The following is a 21,187-nucleotide window of genomic DNA, read 5'->3' on the forward strand; positions in this document are numbered from 1 at the left end:
CTGCGCCGCCCTTGCCCCGGTAGTCCTCCCTCCCCTGTGCCTTGTCTATGCCTTGTATCTCCCTTGTACCCACAGTGTACCTATGGTGTGCGCCCGATGTGGATCGTGCATCTCCCTCTGGTTGCCTCACTTCCACAACTCCTCCTCCTCCATTCTGCCCCCTGCCTCCTGCATCCGCCCGCCTTACTCTTAATCCTTCATCCTTCCTTCCCACTTCTACCTTCTCCCGCCCCTGCTCGCATCGCCTCCCCACGTAATACTGTTGCCCCGTCAACCACCCCGACTGGCCCAGGCGCGGGCGGCTCCGCTTCCTTCTCCCCGCCGCAATGCACACCTGCCGCTCCGCCTCCGTCACCTCCGGACTGCTGCTCCACGCCCGCGATGCCGCCCCCAGTCTGGCCCGGCACCGTAATTGCCCCGGCGTCCGCGGGTCCTTCGGCTTTACATACCGATGCCGAAACTGCTTGCCCCCACGCACATACCACACCCAGCCCCCGCACCGCCCGCTTCGCATCACCGGGTTGCGACACCCGCCCCACCGGGTTTGCCACGGGCAGCCCCGGCAGCTCCGCCCCTTGATCAGATCGGGCTTGCTCATGACAGCATTTCCCCGCTCGGTGTTCCCACACCGGCAGGTGCCATCACTGCGTACGCGCCAGACGCCATGACTGCAAGCTCCACTGCACGCTGCGTTCCTTCAACAAGAACCTGCTGCCAAATTTGGCGGGCACCCCCTCCCGCGCCCAGCCCCCCCCGCCAGCCTGCCGTAGGCTGCTTGTTACGGTGAGACTACGATAAGACTACGGTAGTAATCCGACCGGCTTGCCCCCTTTTCCTCGCCTTTCCTCCAGCCTGCAGCCTATAGCCTCCAGCCAAACCTCACTGCCGCTTCAACAACCGCTGCTTCCGGTCATCCGGCAGGCTCGTCTTGGCCAGCCAGGCTTCGGCGGCGGCGGGGTCGGCTTCGAGCCAGGTGCGGGCGACGCTCTCGAGGTGACTGTTGCGCCTGTCGGGGTCGGTGATGGTTTCGGCCCACGGCGCGGCCATTTCGGGGAAGGAGTAACTGAGCTGGCCGACGTAGCTCTGGACGGCCGCTTCGCGCGCATTGCCGGCCGGCAGGTTTTGCAGCCACTGGCCGGCGGCGGCGGGATCGCTATCCGCCCAGGCGGACACGAGGTTGCGGGTGGCGCGCTCGCGCAGTTTGCCTTCGCCGAAACCGGCCACCCAGGCGGCGGCGGTTTCGGGTTCGTTGCGGGCCCACTGGGAGACGGCCGAGAGCACCGCGCGTTCTTTGCTTTCACCGGCCGGGAGCGCCGCGGCAAAGCCGGCCGCCTCCTGTGGCGCGGTCTCCGCCCAGCTTGAGACTACGCCGGCCAGGGCCCGGCTGCGGGCTTCGCCTTCGGGAAACTGATTGGCCCAGGCGGAAGCGGATTTCGGGTCGGTTGCGGCCCATTGACTGGCCAGGGTATTGACGACGCTGTTTTGCATTTCGCCGGCCGGCAAGGTCTGGGCATAGGCCGCGGCGCCCTGGGGATCGGTTTGGGCCCACTGATAGCTCAAGCTGTTCACGGCGTCCTGCTTGGCCCGGCCATTGGGGAGTTTTTGCATCCAGGCCACCGCGGCGTTGAGGTCCGAGTTCGCCCACGCAGAGGCGACGCGATTAATGAAGTTGTTGCGCAATTGCCCCGCGGGCAGCGACAAGGCGTAATCGGCTGCCGCTTCCGGATCGTTCTCGGCCATCTGATAAGACAGACTCTGCTGGGCATCGCGCTTGGTGGGGCCGTCCGGCAGGGTGTTGATCCACGCCGAAGCTTCTTTAATGTCCACTTGGCCCCAACTGCGGCTGATCTCTCTGATCGCTTGGTTCCTGGTCTGGCCCGGCGGCAGCGTCGCGGCGATTGCGGCGGCGGCCTTGGGATCGTTCCAGGCCAGCGTGTGAGCGATGCGCCCAATCACTTGATTGCGGGTCTGGCCGGCAGGCAGCGATTGTACCCAAGCCATGGCGGACTGCGGGTCTTGCTGGGCGAACTGGCTGCCGAGGTTGCTCAGCAACTCGTTGCGGGTGTGGCCCTGGGGGAGCTTTTGCGCGTAGGCAAGGGCCGCCTGGGGATCGGCCTGAATCCACTGCCAGGTCATGCTGTTCAAGGCGCTTTGTTTGGCCTGGCCCTCAGGCAACTGTTGGACCCAGGCTACCGCGCCCGCCAGGTCGGTATTCGCCCACTGGGAAGCGACCGAGCTGATGGAGTTGTTGCGCGCATGGCCGGCGGGGAGCGACAGGGCGTAAGCCGCGGCAGATTCAGGGTCAGTGCCGGCCCATTGGGCGATAACGCGGGAGACGGCGCTGGATTTCTCGCGGTTACCCGGCAGACTGTTGGCCCATGCCAGGGCGGCCTGCGGGTCTTGTTCCGCCCATTGAGAGGCGATGGCTTGGAAGGCTTGCTCGCGTTGCTGGGCGGAAGGAAGCTGGGCGGCTCTGGCGGCCGCAGTGGCAGGGTCGCTGGCGGCCCAGGCGCTGAACACGTTATTCAGCGTGCCCCAGCGCCGGTTATCCAAGGAGTTGTTTGTTAACAGCTCGAGCGCAGCTTCCGGACTCTTCTGAGCCAGTTTGGCGCTGATGCTGTCAATGGCGTGCCTGCGGAGCTGGCCGGGCGGGAGTTGTTGCGCCCAGGCGCTGGCGGCTTCCACGTCCTGCTCCGCCCACGAGTAGAGGACGGTGAGAACTGCCCGTTCCCGAATCTGATAACCGGCGACGGCCGCGGCATACGCCATCGCAGCGGAGACATCGGTCTCCGCCCATCGCCCCAGCAGGAGCGTGCGCAACTGGGATTTCTGGCTGGCGGAAGGCAGTTTCTCGACCAGGGCCAGCAATTGCGGGATATCCGACGGGTTCACCTTCTGGATGAGCCTGGTCAGCGTTTGGTGATTCCAGCCGCTGTCGGCGCGGCTGGCCTTCTGGAGTGCAGACATGGTTTCCGCCAGGGAAGCCGGTTGGGCCGGAGCTGCGGCGGTCTCGGCGCCACCGGTTCGGGGAGGAGTCTTGATGGGTGGCAATGGCTCCGGGGCCAGTGGCCCCGCCGACGGCGCTGAAGCCACAGGCGGCGCCGATGGCGCGGAGAGCCGTCCGCCAATGAGCATGCCGATCCCCAGTCCTGCCAGGGTCAGGACCGCGATCAGGATGATACTATTCGTTTTCATGCGCGGTCATTTGCAACACGATCAACCAGAATGAGCCTACCTCTTTCGCCCGGGGCGCAAAGTAAAAAGGAACCCATCCTGTAATCCTTCAGTTTGACAGGGCGCCTTCGCCGAAAGCGCCACCGTTTGGCCGCTTCGGCGAGGCGGCCGCACCCAAGACAGAGGCCTTGCTGGGCCGCCAACTTTAACCTTTGCCCGGGGAACCGGAGACTTTACCTTCGCGCCGCATGAAACACTCGGGCAAAGCGCGGAAGGCAGCCTTCAAGCTGATCTTGTGGTCGCTGATTGCGCTGGTGGTGCTGTGGGTCCTGGGCGCGCTGTTTGTGGCGGCAGCAACCCTTCTCGGCGCGATGGGATTGGCGACGATCCCGGTGGTGATAGTGCTCTGGATTCTATTCGCCCTCTTTACCCTCTACTTCTTTCGGGACCCGAATCCGCGGGTGCCGGCCGGGGCGAACCTGGTGCTGGCCCCGGCCCACGGCAAAGTGGATGTGATCGGAACGACCACCGAACCCGATTTCATGGGCGGCGAGTGCCAGCGGATCTCGATCTTCCTCTCCGTCATTGACGTGCACGTTCAAAATGCCCCGGTGAGCGGCAAGGTGGCTTGGTACAAATACACGATGGGGCAGTTCCTCAACGCGCTGAAGGCCGAGTCGGCGACCTGCAACGAGAATGTGCTGCTGGGCTTCGAAGCGAGCGAGCCGCCCGGCCGGAAAGTCGGCGTGCGGCTGATCGCCGGGGTGATTGCGCGCCGGATTGTCCCCTTTGTCCAACTGGGCGACGAGGTCGCCCGGGGCGACCGCATTGGGCTGATCCAGTTCGGCTCGCGGGCCGACGTGTATCTGCCCGCCGGGGCAAAAATCCAGGTGAAGCTGGGCGACCACGTGGTCAGCGGCCAGACCGTGCTGGCGGTATTTGAGTGAGGCAACATGAGCGACCAGGTCCACGCACAGCCCTCGCCCCAGCCGCCGCTCAACGATACGCCCGAGCCCAAGCTGAAGATCTACTTTCTGCCGAACCTGCTGACGGCGGCCAACCTGTTCTGCGGCTTCGTCGCGCTGACCAAGATCGTCGAGGCCAACATTCCCGGGGGGGATTTCCAGCCGATCAAAGTGGCGCTGGGGTTCATCCTGCTGGCGTGCATCTTCGACCTGTTTGACGGGCGGGTGGCGCGGATGGGCGGGGTGGAGAGCCCGTTCGGGCGCGAGTTTGATTCGCTGGCTGACCTGATCTCATTCGGCGTGGCGCCGGCCTTCCTGGTGCATCGCGTCGTGCTCAAAGACGTGTTTGGCGGCCACGAGGAATGGGGCTGGCTGCTCGCCTCGGTGTATCTGCTGTGCGGCGCGTTCCGCCTGGCCCGGTTCAATTGCCTGACGGCCATGCGCGCGGAGCATTCCAAGGACTTTCTGGGCTTCCCGATTCCTTCGGCGGCGGGCCTGGTGGCCTCGCTGACCCTGTTCATGATCTGGTGGGACGAGAAGGGGTTCGCCACCGGCAATTGGCGCTACTGCCTGCCGATCCTGATGCTGTTCCTTTCGTGGATGATGGTCAGCAACGTGAAGTATCCCAGTTTCAAGACGCTGGATTTGCGCGCGACCCGGACCTTCACCAAGACGCTGGTGGCCATCCTGTTTCTGGGCAGCATCGTGATTCTCCGGGAGAAGATACTCGTTTTTGTGCTGCCGGCGTTTTTCACGGCCTACCTGGTTTACGGGTTCATTCGGCCCCGCATTTCGCGCAAAATGCGGCAGGAGATTGAGGAGGAGGAAGAGGAGCAGGAAGAGCCGGTCACGCTTGGGTAGCCGAGCATGGCCGAGCTGTCGCCCATTTTGGTTGCCGGCGTGACGGGCCTGATCAGCGGCCTGCTGCTCTCCATTCCGGTGGGGCCGATCAACCTCACAATCCTGAATGAAGGCGCGCGGCGCGGCTTCAAATGGGCCGTGCTGATCGGGCTGGGGGCGACAACCATGGAGGTCATCTACTGCTTCATCGCGTTCACCGGATTCGCGTCCTTCTTCAGCCGGGGATATGTCAAGGCGGCGATGGAATTATTCAGCTTCGTGTTCATGCTGTTCCTCGGGTTCAAGTTCATGCTGTCCAAGTCAGTGCAAGCGCCGGTGCACCTGAGCGCGGCGGCGGACCGGATCGAGGAGCGGATCGAGCATCGGCTGCACCCGCATTCGGCCTTCATGACCGGGCTGGTGCGGGTGATGGGCAATGTGGGCGTGCTGGTGTTCTGGATCATTCTGGCGGCCAACTTCATCTCGCGGGAATGGGTCACACCCGACTGGCCGGGCAAGCTGGCATGCGTGGCCGGCGTGGCGGCTGGAACAGGGGCGTGGTTCTTAGGGTTGAGCTGGGCGGTTTCGCTCGGGCACGGCAAGCTACGCGAGAAAACGCTCCTGCGCATGGAGCACTGGTCAGGCGGGGGCCTGCTGATCCTGGCGCTGATTCACGGCGGGAGCATCATCTGGCAGATGCGCCACCACCACTGACTTGCGTTTGCTCGGGAACGATCCCCTATACGGCGGCGGTCGGAAGTCTGTGGCCATTAAATAGGTTCATCACGGGCCCCCGGGAACTGCCAACAGTCGTTCTCGCCCGCACACTGTCCATATTTTGGACAGTGATGCTGCCTGCCGGCCTTTTTCAGTCCCCGCTGCCCCCGGCACCTCTGGCTTGGTAATATGGTGACAGTATGGTGGTGCTACGGTGTGGTTCCCATGGGGCCCGACCCCCATGGGAACCACACCGTAGCCTGACCGCATTGACAAGCCATCGTCCAGCCAGCCGCAGGCCAACGCCGGCGTGCGGCCATCGCAAGGGCGTGGAGCCCGCCTGGCGGGGGTGCTGGAGTCAGGAAGGGGGGGCGAGACGGCGGATCGCCATCGGTATTCCCCGGAATTCCGCCAAAAACCACTAAATAAGGCAGCCGACCTGGCTCGCCTGGCCGAGCCGCGGCCACCCGGCTCAGATCTTGACTTTAAACTGTTCGCCCTTCCTGACCGAAGTGGCGAAGGCGGCCAGCAACTTGGGAATCTGCTCGAGGTCCTTCAGGCTCACCACCTCGACGGGTGAGTGCATGTAGCGATTGGGGAGGCTGATCAGGGCGCTGGCGATGCCGCCGCGCGTCCAGAAAATCACATCCGTATCCGTGCCGCTGCTGGAGGACATGGCCTCGTGCTGGAGGGGTATGTTGCGGGCCTTGGCCACGGCTTCGATGCGCGCCACCACTTCCGGATGATTGCAGCCGCCATGGGTGATGGCCGGGCCTTTGCCGATTTTCGTGTCGCCGTGCTGCGCCTTGCTGACGGTCGGATAGTCGGTCGCGTGCGTGACATCCACCACCAGCGCGATCTCGGGCTTGAGCGAATAAGCGATCTGGCGCGCGCCCAGCAGGCCCACTTCCTCCTGCACGTTGGAGACGGCGCAGACTTCGGCGTTCAGTTTGGCCTTGGATTCCTTCAGCAGCCGCAGGGCTTCGGCGACCGCGAAGGTGCCGATGCGGTTGTCGAAGGCCCGGGCCACGACCAGGTCGTTGCGCAGGACGTCGAACTCGGCGGTCAGCGTGATGGGGTCGCCGATCCGCACGAGCCGTTCGGCTTCCTTGCGGTTGGCGGCGCCAATGTCAATGAACAGGTCGTGTATCTTGGGCGGCTTGGCATCCTTCTCCTCCTTCATCAAGTGCGGGGCGACATTGCCGACAACGCCCTTGATCGGGCCGTTGCGGGTGTAAATGACCACGCGCTGCGCCTTGGTGATGGCGGCATCCACACCGCCCATTTTGCGCACGTAAAGGTACCCATCTTCGTTGATGTAATTCACGGCCATGGCGATTTCGTCGGCATGGCCGGAGAACATGAGCCGGGGCGAACCGCCCTTGTTGAGCACAGCGACGCAATTGCCGTAGGCGTCGGAGAAAGTCTCGTCCGCGAAGGGCGTGACGTAATCAAGCCAGGCCCGCTGGCCGCGGGTTTCGTAGCCGACGGGGCTGGGGGTATTGACCAGCGTCTTGAGGAAGGAGAGTGATTGCTCGCGCATGGGGGGCATTTAAGGGCCAAGCCACAGGATTGGGAAGGCAAAAAACCTCGTGATGATGCGGGGCCGCCTGGAGGCGGACAAAGCTCTGCCGGCCCGGGGACATCGGCAGCGGAACAAAGCTCGCGCGAATGCCTCCCGGCACGCTCGGCGAATCAATCACTGCCCGCCCGCCGACTTCTTCAGATAGCGCCGGTAGTCGTTGTAGAGCCTTACCGATGCCGGGCCGCCGGGCTGGCGCGACATGGAGGGCGAACTCATCAGGCCGGGGAACTGGTAATGGAGGGCCTTCTCGAAGTTGCCGAACCGGGTGAAATCGCTCACCAGCCCTTCGATGGGCCGTGGTATCAGCGGACCGCCTTCGACGTTATCCAGGAAGAGGAAACTCTCCAGGTCCATCCACAGATGGGCGCCGCTCTGGTCGCACAATGCCTGCAAGATCCCGGCGGCTTCCTCGCCGGCAAGGTCCCCCGCGGGCATGCGATGAAAGCCGAACGGGCAGAGAATGTCCAGGTGAGGCAGCAGCCGGCGGTAAGCTTCCTCCGCGCCTTTGATCCGGTAGGAGTTCGGGGCGAGCATGACCGGTTTATCCGGTGCCAGCCGGCGCAGGTACGGGGTGAATGCGGCGAAAAACTCCACGATCTCCGCCCGCTCGGCTTCGCTGCCCAGGGAACCATCCTTTTCCGCGGTGACATACCAGCCGTAGAAAGAGCGGTGGTGCCCGTAGCGTTCCCACAACTCAGCCGCCACTTGCTTTGCCCACGCCAGCGCGCCGGGGGTGTAGTCAAAGAACGCGTAATTGCCGACACCCGGCATCACGTGCATGCCCAGCCGGTCCGCCTCGGCGAAGATTGTTTCCAGCGGATCCTTCGAGGCAATGGGCATGCGCCCCGGGTAAAGCCGGGACGGATAATAGGCCTTGCCGTGGTAGCCTTCGGTTTCAATCTTGTGCTGGCTCCGGTGGGTGTAGTTCTCGAACACCATAGTGATGACCATGACGTTCTGTTCCACCGCGTGCATCGCCCGCACCAGCTCGCGCCACTGCCGGTCGGTCATCTTCCCCAGCTCCGGGTTGAACAGCTTCACTTCCTTCTCCGAGAAATGATAGATATCCACCCAGGCCCCGCCCAGCCGCCGTGTGGAACGGTCCGCGGCCCGCAGGATCTCGATGGATTGCTCCGCCCGAAGCGTCCTGTCGTCCGACTCGGCGACCAGGATTACCCGATGGCGGCCGGCATGGCCGCGGGCCGGCCAGTTGAAGCGGAGTCCCCGCGCTGAGCCCGGCGCCACCATGAGCTGCTGTTCATGCAGCAGATGGTCCGGCTTCTCCCGGTCCAGATAGACCCTGACATGATACTCCCGGGACGATGCAGCGGTGTTTCTCACGGCACCGCGGATATCTAACGAAATCCGGTCGCTGATCGGTGATGGCGGGATCAGCGTCAGGCTGATCCGCGGACCGAACGTTGCCGGATCGGCAGGCGTTTTGGCGGGCTCGGCTGCCGCCGCTGAGATGGCTGCCGCCAAAATCACCCCGCAAGCCGGCATGATCAAAAGTCCTTTGCCGCTCATTGGGCTTCTCATAACAGACAGGCGGCGCGTGTCAAACCTCCAAGGCGATACACCAGGGAATACAGTTCATCTGAGCCGGATTTATGCGGCTGCTTCCCGGAAGAGCGTCCCCTGCTGCGGAAGCCGCCCTGCTTTCGGTGAGATTGCAGGGGAAGTCCGGGCACTTTGACCGCGAGCCGGAGTAGAGCTGCTTGCGGCACTCAGAGCCTGAGCACAATGCCAACGCGGGTTGCGCCCCAGGTGAGGGCCATGACCAGGACGGTCAACACACCGGCGTTAAGCGCGCCCGGCCATCCGCTGCCGAATTGCCAAAGCAAGCCCGGCAGTCCGATCACCGCAAACAGATTCGCGACGATGCCAGGCAGGATGTAGGCCAGCAGCGCATTCTGGCCAATGGGCACCAGCAGGCCCGCCCAGCGCCGCAGGGCGAGAATATCCACCACCCAGTACACCAGCAGAAACGCCAGACAGCAAATGCCGCCGCTGACCAGGGCATAGGCATCCGTCGCGGCGACCTTGTTGATGCCGTGCAGCGGCCGGACGAGCGTTCCGGCCAGGTACAGCCCCAGCCCGAATAGCAGAAAAAAGCGGACCCGGATGGGCGGCCGGAGAGAGGCGGCCTCCCCGACGAAAGTGTTCCCGACCAGCACACCGATCATCACGCTGGCCGCGGTGCTGCCCAGCACCGCGCCGACACCGACGAAGTTGTGCACCCGCCCCAGCCAGTCCAGCACGCCGTGCTTGTCGCCGATGTAAAGCGCGAGGAGGAAGCCGAGCACGCCCATCAAGGCGACCGAGCTGCCGCGAAAGACCAGGTAAGCCAGGCAGCAAACCAAATAGGCCCAACCGATCAACCCCAGGATGCCCCACCAGGCGTGCTGCAGCCAGACCACGTCACCCGCCGCGTCCTTGCCACGAAACACAATCAGCAGGACCGCCAGGACCAGCCCGGCCAGGATTCGCAAGCCCAGCAACACCCGCCGCTTTGCTTTCGGCGCGTCCGCCGCGCAGGTGGTCCAGAGCGCCACCACCGCCAGCATGGCCAGCAGAAACCACAGGCTCTTGCTGACGCCGGCGGCGTCGGCAGAGTAGAAGCTGGAGTTGACCATGAGCACCCCGACAAAGAGCAACGAGGCCGTCCGCACCAGCACGCGCTGCAGCAGAGAGAATAGAGACTCCCCCCGGGCCAGGCGCTTGTGCAGCGCCAGCGGGATGGCCACGCCCACAATGAAGAGGAAGCCGGGGAAGACCAAATCCACGAAAGTGTAGCCTTCCGCGTCTTCCGGCATGTGCTTCGCCCAGGCGGGGATATTCTTCACGCCGGCGAGGTAGTTGACGAGGGTCATCGCCAGGATGACCAGGCCACGGAAAACGTCCAGCGAAGTCAGACGCGCGAGCGCACCCGGCGGGTCCACGCGCCCGGCCAGTGCCGGCCGAAGCAGAGAACTTGCGCCATCACCCGGGGCCGGCTCCACCAGCAGCGGTTTCATGCACGGCACACTGGACGAGACCCCGTTCCATTTCAAGCTGAAGCGGTTTCCTGGCAAAGGACGTCATAGCTGACGCGGCCCCGCCGAAGACAGGCCGGTGGAACAGTCAAGATGCCTGCCCTGCCGCGAATCGCGTCAGGCGTGGGCGAGGTGTGCTCCCCGCTTGTGGCACTGCGGCGTCTGCGCAAGCCAACGCGCCGCCCCCTCCCTTTTCTCGAAGAGCTTCACCTCGTAACCGGCGCTCCTGAAGACCAGTTCAAAGAACTGGTAAGAATCAAGCCGGTAATGCGTGACCGGCAGCACCAGCGCGAGCCGAAGGTGCCACGGGGCGTCCTGCAGCGTGGCTTGATTTGCCAGCCAACAGACCTCGGGCAACGACACCTCGGAGAGCGCTTTCGCATAATCCACAAGCACCCGGGCTGCTTTGTGCTTCTTCAGCAGGCAAATGACTTTGGCGGCTTGCGCCTTGGCATCCTCATTCTGGATTGTCCCGGAGGCCTTCACCGCCACCCAGTCTTTGTGGGGCTCGTGTTTAACTTCCCAACCCATGGTTTATCACCTGTGCGCTCAACGATTCCAACTGGCGGCACCCCGGGCGCAGCCGCACAGGACTGCGCCCGGGTTTGCCCTTGCTCCCAAAGCGGCGCTTCCCTCCCGTGCGCCGCCGTTCCTTGCCCCAAAATCCCCTTGCACCGGTGCGCACCCAAGCAGGGTACGCGATGCCGTTATGCACAAATTTATAGCCGCAACGTCATTTTTGACTAGTCGGGGAAAGCCGGATAATTCTGTAGGGATAATCCCTACACGGGTAAGTTCAGCGCGAGGGCAGGACACAACAAGAAGGCGCAGCCAGCGGAGGCTGCGCCAAGTGGAAGGCGGCGCCGGAGTAGCGCATTCGCGGACGCCGCCATCCCGTTCCCTTCCAAGGAACAGCTTATCCTCCTCCAGCCCGCGCGCCCCTGCAATTCCGGCCAATACGGACTTTTCGTAGGTATTTCAACGGACAATTGAACGTGACGCCAGGCGGCGCTCCCGGGTGTCATTTCTCAAAGCGCGCGCATTGACATTGCGCTGTTCCCCGCTACTCTGGTACACCCTGCTGTGACGAGCGTGTGCAGCGCCGAATAAGTTGTGGCTGAAAAAGACGATTATCTGTTAGACGTGCTGGTCGACCTCGGCTTCGTGTCCCCCGACAAGGTGGACGAGGCCCGGCAGGAGGCCAGCGAGGCAGGGGTGGGGGTGGTGGACCTGCTGGTGGCCAACAAGGTCGTTCGTCCGGAGGATGTCACCCAGGCGAAGGCCGCCCATTTTGGCGCTGAAGTCGTCAACCTCAGCGAACTGCAGGTTCCCGACGATGTCATTGCCACAATCCCGCGCCATATCGCCCGGAAATACCGCGTCGTGCCCGTTTCCAAGCACGACGGCAGCCTGACCGTCGCGCTGGCCGACCCGTCGGACCTCGACACCATTGACAGCCTGGCGCACCTGTTGCACGCGGAGATCGAACTGCGGGTCGCCTCCGAATCCGACATCGAAGCCGGGCTGAGCAAGTACTACGCGGAGCGGGGCGGCATGGCGACCGATCCCCGCCTCAAAGAGGCCATCGAAGACCTGACCCGCGAGCATGTCGAGGTGCAGGCGGAGGCGGCCCAGGACGGCGCGGTGGTGGAAGCCGACGCGCCGCTCATCAAGCTGGTCAATTCGATCATTGTCGAGGCGTTCAAGATGCGCGCCTCGGATATTCACCTGGAACCGCTGCCCAAGACATTCCGCATGCGCTACCGCATTGACGGCGTGCTCCACGAGGTCAAGGCCCCCCCCAAACGGCTGCAGGCGGCGGTGATCAGCCGCCTGAAGATCCAGTCCAACATGTCCATTTCGGAGCACCGCATTCCGCAGGACGGGCGCATCCAGACTTCGGTGGGCGGCAAGCTCATTGACCTGCGCGTGTCCTGTTTGCCCACCAACCACGGCGAGAGCATCGTCATGCGTATTCTGGACAAGGAAGGGCTGCGGCTGGGGCTGCCGGAACTGGGCTTCTTCACCGATGATCAGCAGACCTTCGAGCGGCTCATTGGTTTGCCGGACGGCATCCTGCTCATCACGGGGCCGACGGGCTCGGGCAAGACGACCACGCTCTATTCCTGCCTGCACTTCATCAATCGGCCCGACCGGAAGATCATTACCGTCGAAGACCCCGTGGAGTACCTGCTTTCGGGCATCAACCAGGTGCAGGTCAGCGAAGCGGTCGGCCTGACCTTCGCCTTCGCCCTGCGCTCGATCCTGCGCCAGGCGCCCAACGTCATCATGATTGGGGAAATCCGCGACCTCGAAACGGCGACCATTGCCATCAATGCCTCGCTTACCGGGCACCTGGTCTTCTCGACCCTCCATACCAACGACGCGCCGAGCGCCGTCACCCGCTTGATTGATATTGGCGTCAAGCCCTTCCTCGTCGCCTCCTCCACCCGCGGCCTGATGGCCCAGCGGCTGGTCCGCAAGGTCTGCCGCCAGTGCAGTGGCCCCTGCCTGCCCTCGGAAGCCGAAATGCGAACGCTGGGCTTGGAAGCCAGCAGCCTTCAGGGAGCCACCTTCCTCAAGGGCAAAGGCTGTTCCAACTGCGCCAATACCGGCTACCGCGGCCGCTTTGGCATCTTCGAAATCTTCGTCATTGACGACGAGGCGCGGAAGCTCATCTACGAGAAGGTTCCGGCCTCGGTCCTGCGCGCCCGCGCCCGCGAGATGGGGATGCGCACCCTTCGCGAAGACGGCATCCGCAAGACGCAAGCGGGTTTGACCACACCCGACGAGGTCATCCGCGCGACGGTGGGCGATGTGGATTAGCGGTTTGGCGGAGGATGGCCGATTGCCGGGACGTGACAAATGAGCTTCACGGCGGTCTATTCTTCGTGGTAAGATACGGTGAGTATTGAATGGCGCAGGCAATAGCGTGGGCGCATAACTGGATTTAAGCATGTCTTACTCGATGTCCGATCTGTTGCAGTTGGTGGTGTCGGAAGGCTCCTCCGACCTGCATATCCGCGTAGGCACCGCGCCCGTGATTCGCGTGCATGGCATCCTGCACCGGGTCGAGGGCCCGGCCCTGACGCCGGAGGACACCGAGGAGTTGATGCGCAGCATTACCTCGGAGGACCACATTCAGCACGTGCGCGAGCGCGGCGGGGCCGACTTTGGCTTCGCCTTCGGCGACATGGCGCGGTTCCGGGTGAGCGTCTTCAAGGAGAAGGGCAACTTCGGCATCGTCCTGCGCCAGATTCCCAACAAGATGCTGACGATGGAGCAGATTGGCCTGCCGCCCTCGACCAAGGAGCTGCTCTACAAGCCGCGCGGGCTGGTGCTCGTTACCGGGCCCACCGGCTCGGGCAAGACCACCACGCTCGCCTCGATGATCAACATCATCAACGAGGAGCGGGACGAGGCCCATATCGTCACCATTGAGGATCCCATCGAGTACTACCACAAGCACAAGAAAGCCCTCATCACCCAGCGGGAGATCGGGGTGGACGTGCCGAACTTTGCCGAGGCGCTGCGACGCGTGCTGCGCCAGGACCCGGACGTCATTCTGGTCGGCGAAATGCGCGACCTGGAGACGATTGACGCCGCGATCACGGCGGCTGAAACGGGGCACTTGGTTTTCGGCACCCTGCACACCACCGGCGCCGCCAAGACCATTGACCGCGTCGTCAACGCCTTCCCTACCAATCAGCAGGAGCAAATTCGCATCCAGCTCTCCACCGTGCTGCAGTCGGTCATCTCGCAATTGTTGCTGCCGCGCATAGATAAACCCGGGCGCGTGGCCATATTCGAGATCATGATCAATACGCCCTCCATCGCCGCGCTCATCCGCGACAACAAGAGCTTCCGCATTCAGTCCGACATCCAAACGGGCGCCAAGTACGGGATGGTCACTCTGGACAGCTTCCTGATTGAGAAATATCTGGCGGGCATGATCGCCCGCGAGGAAGTGATCACCAAGGCCCAGGACCCGGTTACCATCCAGGCGAAACTTCAGGAGCTGGAGCTGGCGGCGGCTGTGGGCGCCGACAGCCAGGCGGTGGTCGAGGGGAAAGTGTAACCACGGAGTCGTATGTCCGAGGACATTAGCAATCCGCTGCTTGCACTGGTCAAAGATCAGGGACTGATTGACGATCTGCAGTACGAGGAAGTGTCGGGCGAGTTCAAGCGCACCGGCAAACCTGTCAGCCAAATCCTGCAGGACTTCGGGGTGCTGGACCTGGACACGATTCTCCAGGCGATCAGCAACCACCTGGGAGCGCCGGTCGTCACGGTGCGCGAGCGTGATCTGTCGCCCGAGCTGCTGCGAATCGTGCCGGCCAAGATGGCGCGCATGTACCAGTGCCTGCCGGTCGGGCTGTCGAATTCAACCCTGCAGGTGGCCCTGGTGGACCCGCTCAATGTCGGCCGCATTGACGAATTGGGCTTCGTCGTCAAGAAGGACATCCAACTGGTGGTGGCCGACCCGTCGGTGGTCCAAAAGGCCATTGAGAAGTTCTACCCCGAGGAAAACGAGAGCTTCACGGACATCCTCAAGGAATTGGGGTCGGACAAGGAGATCCAGAAAGAAGCCACCGAAGTCGCCGTGACCGATGACGCGGCGATGATGGCGCGCCTGGCCGACCAGGCCCCGATCGTGCGCTTCGTCAACCTCGTCCTGTTCCAGGCCGTCCAGGACCGCGCCAGCGACATTCACTTCGAGCCCTTCGAGGACGAATTCAAGATCCGCTACCGTGTGGACGGCGCCCTTTACGAGATGTCCCCGCCGCCCAAACACCTCGCCCTGCCGGTGGTCTCACGGCTCAAGGTTATGGCCAACCTGAACATCTCGGAGCGGCGTTTGCCCCAGGACGGGCGCATCAGTTACCCGCTGGGCAATCGCATGATTGATTTGCGCGTCTCGACGCTTCCCACCCAGTTCGGCGAGTCGGTCGTGCTGCGCGTGCTGGATCGCGCGGCGGTCAACCTGGAAATCGAGTCGCTGGGCTTCCCCAAGTATCTTTACGAATACTCCGTCGAGACCATTCAGCGGCCCAACGGCATTCTCGTGGTGACGGGCCCGACGGGTTGCGGCAAGACTACCACGCTTTACTCCTTCCTGCGCCGCGTCAACAGCATTGATTCAAAGTTGCTTACCGCCGAGGACCCGGTCGAATACGACATCGAGGGGATCATGCAGGTGGCCATTAACGAAGCCGTTGGCCTGACGTTCAGCCGCGCGTTGCGCTCCTTCCTCCGGCAGGACCCGGACATTATCATGGTGGGGGAAATGCGCGACCTGGAGACGGCGCAGATTTCCATTCAAGCCTCTCTGACCGGGCACCTGGTTCTGAGCACCCTCCATACGAACGACGCCCCCGGAGCCGTCACGCGTCTGGTGGACATGGGTGTCGAGCCCTTCCTGATTTCCTCCACCATGGTGGCGGTGATCGGCCAGCGCCTGGTCCGCACCATCTGCAAGAACTGCCGCACCCCCTTCGAGCCGACCGAGACCCAATTGTCCCTCCTCAATCTCTCTCCGCACGATCTGGGCGAGAAGACCTTCTACTACGGGCGGGGCTGTTCCACCTGCAATGATACCGGTTACAAAGGGCGCAAAGGCATCTTCGAACTGCTGGTCATCAGCGACGCGATCCGTTTGCTGATCAACGAACGCGCGCCCACGGTGGTGATGCGCCAGAAGGCTATCGAGCTGGGCATGATTCCGCTGCGCGAGGACGGCTTGCGGAGCATTTTCGACGGGGATACGACAATCGAGGAGGTCGTCAAGTACACCTGAACCGAGGAACGCTTATGCCAAAATACAGCTACGTCGCGATGGACCCGCATGGCAAGGAGAGCAAAGGCACGCTCGAAGTTTCCAGCCAGAACGAGGCCATCGGCCGGGTCAAGGAAATGGGGCTGTTCCCGACCAAGATTGTCGAAGTCGAGAAGGTCAAGGAGAAATCCGACAAGAAGACCGCCGCTCCCGCCAAAGCGGGCGCCAAGAAGAAAGGCGGCGGCCTCAACGTCAACCTCAACATCAAGATCCCCGGCCTGGGCGGGCGGGTCAAATCCAAGGTCCTGACCACCTTTACGCGCCAGTTGGCGACGCTGGTGGACGCCGGCTTGCCGCTGTTGCGCGGCTTGCGCGTGCTCGAAAAGCAGGAGAGGAACCCCACCCTCAAGTCCATTATTGGCGAGTTGGCGGTGTCCATCGAAGGCGGCAGCACTTTCTCCGAGGGCCTGGCCCAGCATCCCAAGGTCTTCAACCGCCTCTTCGTCAACATGGTCAAGGCCGGCGAATTGGGCGGCGTGCTCGAAGTCGTGCTGAACCGCTTGTCCGAGTTCATGGAGAAGGCCCAGAAGATCAAGGGCAAGGTAGTCGCCGCCATGTTCTATCCCATCGCGGTGCTGGTGGTCGCCACCGTTATTCTGGCCATCCTGATGGTGTATGTCATTCCCAAGTTCAAAGAGGTCTTCGCCGGCATGTTGGACAACGCCCAACTGCCCGCTTTCACCCGGTTCGTGCTCGCGATCAGTGACACCATCAGGGAGCATTTTATCATTACTATTTGCTGCCTGGCCGCATTCGTGGTGGCGCTCATGCTGTTTATTCGCACCAAGTTCGGCCGCCATGCCTTTGATAAGTTCAAGCTCAAGATGCCTATCATTGGGCCGGTCGTCAGCAAAGTCGCGATCTCGCGCTTTACCCGCACCCTGGGCACCCTGGTCACCAGCGGCGTTCCCATCCTGCAGGCCCTGACGATCGTCAAAGAGACCGCCGGCAACGTCATCATTGCCGACGCCGTCAACTCCATCCATGAAAGTGTCAAAGAGGGTGAAACCATCACCGCCCCGCTCGAAGCCTCCGGCGTCTTTCCGCCGATGGTCATCAGCATGGTGGACGTCGGTGAACAGACCGGCGCCCTGCCGGAAATGCTCCTCAAGATCGCTGACAATTACGACGACGAGGTGGACAACGCCGTGTCGGCCATGACCTCGCTGCTCGAACCGGTGATGATTATCTTCCTGGCCGTCATCGTCGGCAGCATCGTCATCGCCATGTTCCTGCCGCTGATCGAGCTGATGAACAAGGTCGGCAGCGAAGGCGGCGGTGGCAAGGGCGACGATTAGCCCGACGAGCCAAACCCCGTCCGGCGCGAGCGCGAGAGCAGGCGCCAGCGAGCAATGGCATGCCCTGTGCCTTGACCTAGATAGCCACCCCAACGGACCCAACACCGTGTCTGCGCCGTTGCTACGGACGTAACCGAATAAGGGACAGGGCAAACACCCTCGTTCGCGCTACACGAGAAGCTGAATCAACCGGATTTCGCGCTGTCCCTCCGATTCCGGCGAATCACCTTGCCGCCAATCTTGATTCTGCCATAGTAACTACGGTTGCCGGTGTGTTGCAGCCGATGGGGCACTTAGGGAAGCAAACCTCGCGGTTGTTCGCTGGACGGGCGCAGTTCCCGGCAACGGGTCTTCGCTTGTTTGACCGGCCGAGATCGCAGGGCCGAAAGCTGCGGGATAGGATGACGGGATACAAACGAGGACTAAAGCTGGCGGGAAGGGTGGCTGAGTGGTTAAAGGCACCTGACTCGAAATCAGGCGTAGGCGTAAGCCTACCGGAGGTTCGAATCCTCTCCCTTCCGCCAATTTGAAGATAACCTATAGGACAGAGTTCTTCGCGGATTTCCAAGGGGCCCCGATAGCAATTCGTCGTCTCCCACCGCCTTTCCTGCCTCCAAGACCCCCGCCGGACGGGCGACCATGCCGTTATGGTGGTCGCATGCTGGCGTTGGCTTGCGACTGGCTGGAGGATGGCTTGTTAGTGCGGTTAGGCTACGGTGTGTATCCCATGGGGAGCGCTCCCCATGGGATACACACCGGGGCACCACCGTGCCGTCACCGTAAAGCCGCCTGAACGCCGCACAGTAGTCGACATCCAGGACGCTTCGCGATAAGGTTTCAGCGCAATCGAATATGCCCATGAGCAACCACGAAAGTCTGACATTCACGCGACGTCGGTTCCTGACACGGGTGGCGAAAGCTGCGGGCGCACTGACGGTGCCCTGCTATATTCCGGCTTCGGCGCTGGGGCGAGGCGGAGCTGTTGCCCCCAGCGAACGCATCCTGATGGGCGGCATTGGAATGGGCGGCCGCGGTTCCTATGATTTGGGTTGGATGTTGACCGACCCGGAAGTGCAGTGGGTGGCCGTCTGCGATGTCGTGAAGGGCCGTTGCGCCGCGGCCAAGAAGATGGTGGACGGCAAGTACGGCAATACGGATTGTGCCGTGTATGGCGATATGCGCCAGTTCCTGGCCGAGCGCACGGACGTGGATGCCGTGTTGATTGCCACGGGCGATCGCTGGCACGCGCTGGCCTCGGTGATGGCGATGCGGGCGGGCAAGGATGTTTATTGTGAAAAGCCGGCCTGCTTAACCATGGCGCAGGGGCGGATGGTTATGGAAACCGCCCGGCGGTATGGCCGGGTGTATCAAACCGGCGCCCAGCGGCTCAGCGAGCCGAATCATGTGTTTGCCATCGAAATGGCCCGCTCCGGCCGGTTGGGGCCGATCCATACCGTCTATGCCGACTGTCGCTGGCGCGATGGATTGCGTCACGACTGGCTGCCGGCGGAACCGGAGCCGCCCAAGGACGAATTGGACTGGGATGTCTGGCTCGGGGCCAGTCCGTGGCGGCCTTACAACAGCGGGTATGTGAAAGGGGCGGGGTGGTATCGCTTTTATGATTTCGCCACCGATCTTGCTATGTGGGGCGCGCACACGGTTGCCCAGGCGTTAGCCGGACTCGATCTGACGAACGTGTCGCACATCGAGTTCGAGTATGCGGGGCCGGATAAGACGATGATGACGCGGCTGTCCAACGGAGTGAACCTGGTTCTGTTCCGAGTCGGCGGCTCGGTTTGGGAACCGTGCAAATTCTGGCACGGCGCTTGTGGCGAGCGGTTCGATGGCGCCGATGGGTGGGCCGCGGCCGCCGACGGCTACTCAGGCCCCGATGTTTCGTCCCCGGCGCTGCTGCGTGAGTACAAGAAAGTACTGGCGGATTACACCGCCCGGACGCAACGGCAAATGAACCACGCGCGGGATTTCTTCGACTGCATCCGCTCCCGCCGGCCCGCTGTGGCTAATCCTGACGTCATGTTCCAGTCCATGAACATCTGCCTGGCTGCCGATATCTGCGAGCGACTGAAGCGAGGCCTGAAGTTCAATTTTCGCGATGCTGAGTTTGTCGGCGATCCCGAAGCCAACCGGATGCGGTCCCGCGCGATGCGCGTTCCGTACACGTTCTAATTCAGCCAAGGGCCGACATCGGGCTGATGCTTCCCGTCATCTGATAATCGTCGCGCCCGGGATCCTGAACGCATACGCATGGCGGCACGGGGCGGCGTCGGGGCTGAGCGCGGGAGTTTCGATAACAAGCGAGTTGCCTTCGGCGCGGGTGTTCAGCGCGCCGGGCACACCCAACATCGTGACCGTGACGCCGGGGGGGGCTTTCACCTCGCGCAGGACGAGTTGCTTCCCGGGCCAGCCGGGGGTGATGGCGTAGAGCGTTCCGGCCTTCCGGGTGAAGAATACCTGCTTTACCGCCCCGCCGTCCTTGGTCGGTTTCTGGCCAATCTGATCCATGAGATTGTATTTCACCTTGTATTCGCCGAATCGTTGCTCGGGCAGCTTGCCTTCGGTCCACTGGCAGGAACGCCCGGCGAAGCGCGTGCCGTAAATGGCCTCACCATTGACTTTGAGCCAGTCGCCGATTTCGAGCAGGCGCTGCTCCATGATGGGCGGGATGGTGCCGTCGCCGTTCGGGCCGATGTCCAGCAGCAGGTTGCCGCCGCGGCTCACCAGGTCAACAAGCACTATTATCAACTCCCTGCCGGTCTTGTAGTGGTCAATGTGCTCGGCGCGGTTGTGGCCGTAGCTGAAGCCCATGCCCCGGTTTTCCTCCCACGGATGCGAGCCGTCCTGGAGACCCGCCGCGTACTCCGTGGTCCAGTAACCGCCATGTTTATGCCGGCATTCCTTGCCCCAGCGGTCATTGACAATGACGTGGTCCTTGACGGGCGAATCGTTGTATAGCCAGGCGAGCAACTCTTCGCTCCGCCAATCCTTGCTCGGCAGGTCCCACTCGCCGTCGCTGAAGATAAGCGCCGGCTCGTAGCGTGTGACCACGTCCTTGAATTGCGGAACCATGTGCTCGTCCACGTAGCGCTTGCGGTCGGCCAGCCAGAGCGGGTTGTACCATTCGTACAGGGAGTAGTAGAAACCGAACTTCATTCCGCGCTTGCGTACCGCCGCGGACATTTCCCGCATCAGGTCGCGCTTCGGCCCGACCTCGGCCGCATTCCACGGCCGGCCCCAGGTCTTGCTGGCCTCGCCGCTGGGCCACAGGCAGAAGCCCTCGTGGTGTTTCGAGGTTGGCACGATGTACCGGGCGCCGGAGCGGGCGAAAATGTCGGCCCAATGGTCAGCGTTAAAGAGCTCCGCGCGGAACTGCGGGGCGAAATCCTTGTAATCGAAGCTCTCGCCGTAATTGGTTTTGTGGTACTGCCACCACGGGTTGTCGGCCTTCTGGTCATGCATCCGGTTCCAATACCACTCGGCATATTCGCCTACCTTGCCCCACGACGGCACGGAGTAGACGCCCCAATGGATGAAGATGCCGAACTTGGCGTCGAGAAACCACTCGGGCGCGGGACGCGTGTCGAGAGATTCCCACCGCGCTTCATACTTTCTTTCGGCAGCGGAAACGGGAGCGATGAACATCGCGGCGAGGGCAGTGAGGGACAGCGCGGTTAGTCTGTGGATCAAGAGCATATTACGGGTGGTGTACACGCAAGAGG

General features: G+C 62.8%; 14 protein-coding genes and 1 tRNA gene. 9 read left to right on the top strand and 6 right to left on the bottom strand.

Going from position 1 to position 21,187, the window contains the following annotated elements:
* Positions 1-879: 879 nt before the first annotated feature.
* Entirely contained in the window at positions 880-3,195 is a 2,316-nt protein-coding gene (locus P5205_01075; GenBank protein ID HSA08942.1) for a hypothetical protein, read from the bottom strand.
* Positions 3,196-3,422: 227 nt separating this feature from the next.
* On the opposite strand from P5205_01075, the gene P5205_01080 reads away from it, so the two are divergent.
* Genes P5205_01080 through P5205_01090 form a run of 3 tightly spaced genes read left to right on the top strand, consistent with a single transcriptional unit; the run spans position 3,423 to position 5,693 of the window.
* Positions 3,423-4,121 carry a phosphatidylserine decarboxylase gene (locus tag P5205_01080; GenBank protein HSA08943.1) on the top strand — a complete coding sequence of 233 codons (699 nt, stop codon included), beginning with the start codon at positions 3,423-3,425 and terminating at the stop codon, positions 4,119-4,121.
* Positions 4,122-4,127: 6 nt separating this feature from the next.
* Positions 4,128-5,000 (top strand): CDP-diacylglycerol--serine O-phosphatidyltransferase, encoded by an 873-nt coding sequence (gene pssA / locus P5205_01085; protein HSA08944.1) that lies wholly within the window; start codon positions 4,128-4,130, stop codon positions 4,998-5,000.
* A 6-nt stretch (positions 5,001-5,006) separates the two neighbouring features.
* Positions 5,007-5,693 (top strand): LysE family transporter, encoded by a 687-nt coding sequence (locus P5205_01090; GenBank protein ID HSA08945.1) that lies wholly within the window; start codon positions 5,007-5,009, stop codon positions 5,691-5,693.
* A gap of 475 nt (positions 5,694-6,168) precedes the next feature.
* Here P5205_01090 and P5205_01095 read toward each other — a convergent pair whose 3' ends face one another.
* From P5205_01095 to P5205_01110, 4 genes are all read right to left on the bottom strand, one after another.
* On the bottom strand, positions 6,169-7,239 hold the full coding sequence (locus P5205_01095) for a M42 family metallopeptidase (protein ID HSA08946.1): 1,071 nt from the start codon (positions 7,237-7,239) through the stop codon (positions 6,169-6,171).
* A gap of 156 nt (positions 7,240-7,395) precedes the next feature.
* On the bottom strand, positions 7,396-8,820 hold the full coding sequence (locus P5205_01100) for a DUF4434 domain-containing protein (GenBank protein HSA08947.1): 1,425 nt from the start codon (positions 8,818-8,820) through the stop codon (positions 7,396-7,398).
* A gap of 188 nt (positions 8,821-9,008) precedes the next feature.
* Positions 9,009-10,298 carry a DUF5009 domain-containing protein gene (locus P5205_01105; protein ID HSA08948.1) on the bottom strand — a complete coding sequence of 430 codons (1,290 nt, stop codon included), beginning with the start codon at positions 10,296-10,298 and terminating at the stop codon, positions 9,009-9,011.
* Between the two features lie 135 nt (positions 10,299-10,433).
* On the bottom strand, positions 10,434-10,847 hold the full coding sequence (locus tag P5205_01110; GenBank protein HSA08949.1) for an STAS/SEC14 domain-containing protein: 414 nt from the start codon (positions 10,845-10,847) through the stop codon (positions 10,434-10,436).
* 582 nt (positions 10,848-11,429) lie between these two features.
* Between P5205_01110 and P5205_01115 the strand changes: the two genes are divergently transcribed.
* The 6 genes from P5205_01115 to P5205_01140 all read left to right on the top strand — a co-directional run bounded on the left by P5205_01115 (position 11,430) and on the right by P5205_01140 (position 19,637).
* Entirely contained in the window at positions 11,430-13,142 is a 1,713-nt protein-coding gene (locus P5205_01115) for an ATPase, T2SS/T4P/T4SS family (GenBank protein ID HSA08950.1), read from the top strand.
* 130 nt (positions 13,143-13,272) lie between these two features.
* The gene (locus tag P5205_01120; GenBank protein HSA08951.1) at positions 13,273-14,394 is read left to right on the top strand and encodes a type IV pilus twitching motility protein PilT; all 1,122 of its coding nucleotides are present in this window, start codon (positions 13,273-13,275) and stop codon (positions 14,392-14,394) included.
* Between the two features lie 12 nt (positions 14,395-14,406).
* Positions 14,407-16,113, top strand: coding sequence for a GspE/PulE family protein (locus P5205_01125; GenBank protein ID HSA08952.1), 1,707 nt, complete (start codon positions 14,407-14,409; stop codon positions 16,111-16,113).
* 14 nt (positions 16,114-16,127) lie between these two features.
* Positions 16,128-17,450 carry a type II secretion system F family protein gene (locus tag P5205_01130; GenBank protein HSA08953.1) on the top strand — a complete coding sequence of 441 codons (1,323 nt, stop codon included), beginning with the start codon at positions 16,128-16,130 and terminating at the stop codon, positions 17,448-17,450.
* Positions 17,451-17,884: 434 nt separating this feature from the next.
* Positions 17,885-17,974 (top strand) — tRNA-Ser (locus P5205_01135).
* 334 nt (positions 17,975-18,308) lie between these two features.
* Positions 18,309-19,637: a Gfo/Idh/MocA family oxidoreductase gene (locus P5205_01140; GenBank protein HSA08954.1), complete on the top strand. Its 1,329-nt coding sequence runs from the start codon at positions 18,309-18,311 to the stop codon at positions 19,635-19,637.
* Between the two features lie 36 nt (positions 19,638-19,673).
* Here P5205_01140 and P5205_01145 read toward each other — a convergent pair whose 3' ends face one another.
* A complete protein-coding gene (locus P5205_01145; protein HSA08955.1) occupies positions 19,674-21,161 on the bottom strand; it encodes an alpha-L-fucosidase in 1,488 nt (495 codons plus the stop codon).
* Positions 21,162-21,187 lie beyond the last annotated feature (26 nt).

The organism is Candidatus Paceibacterota bacterium (assembly GCA_035452965.1).
Classification (GTDB): Bacteria; Verrucomicrobiota; Verrucomicrobiia; order Limisphaerales; family UBA8199; genus UBA8199.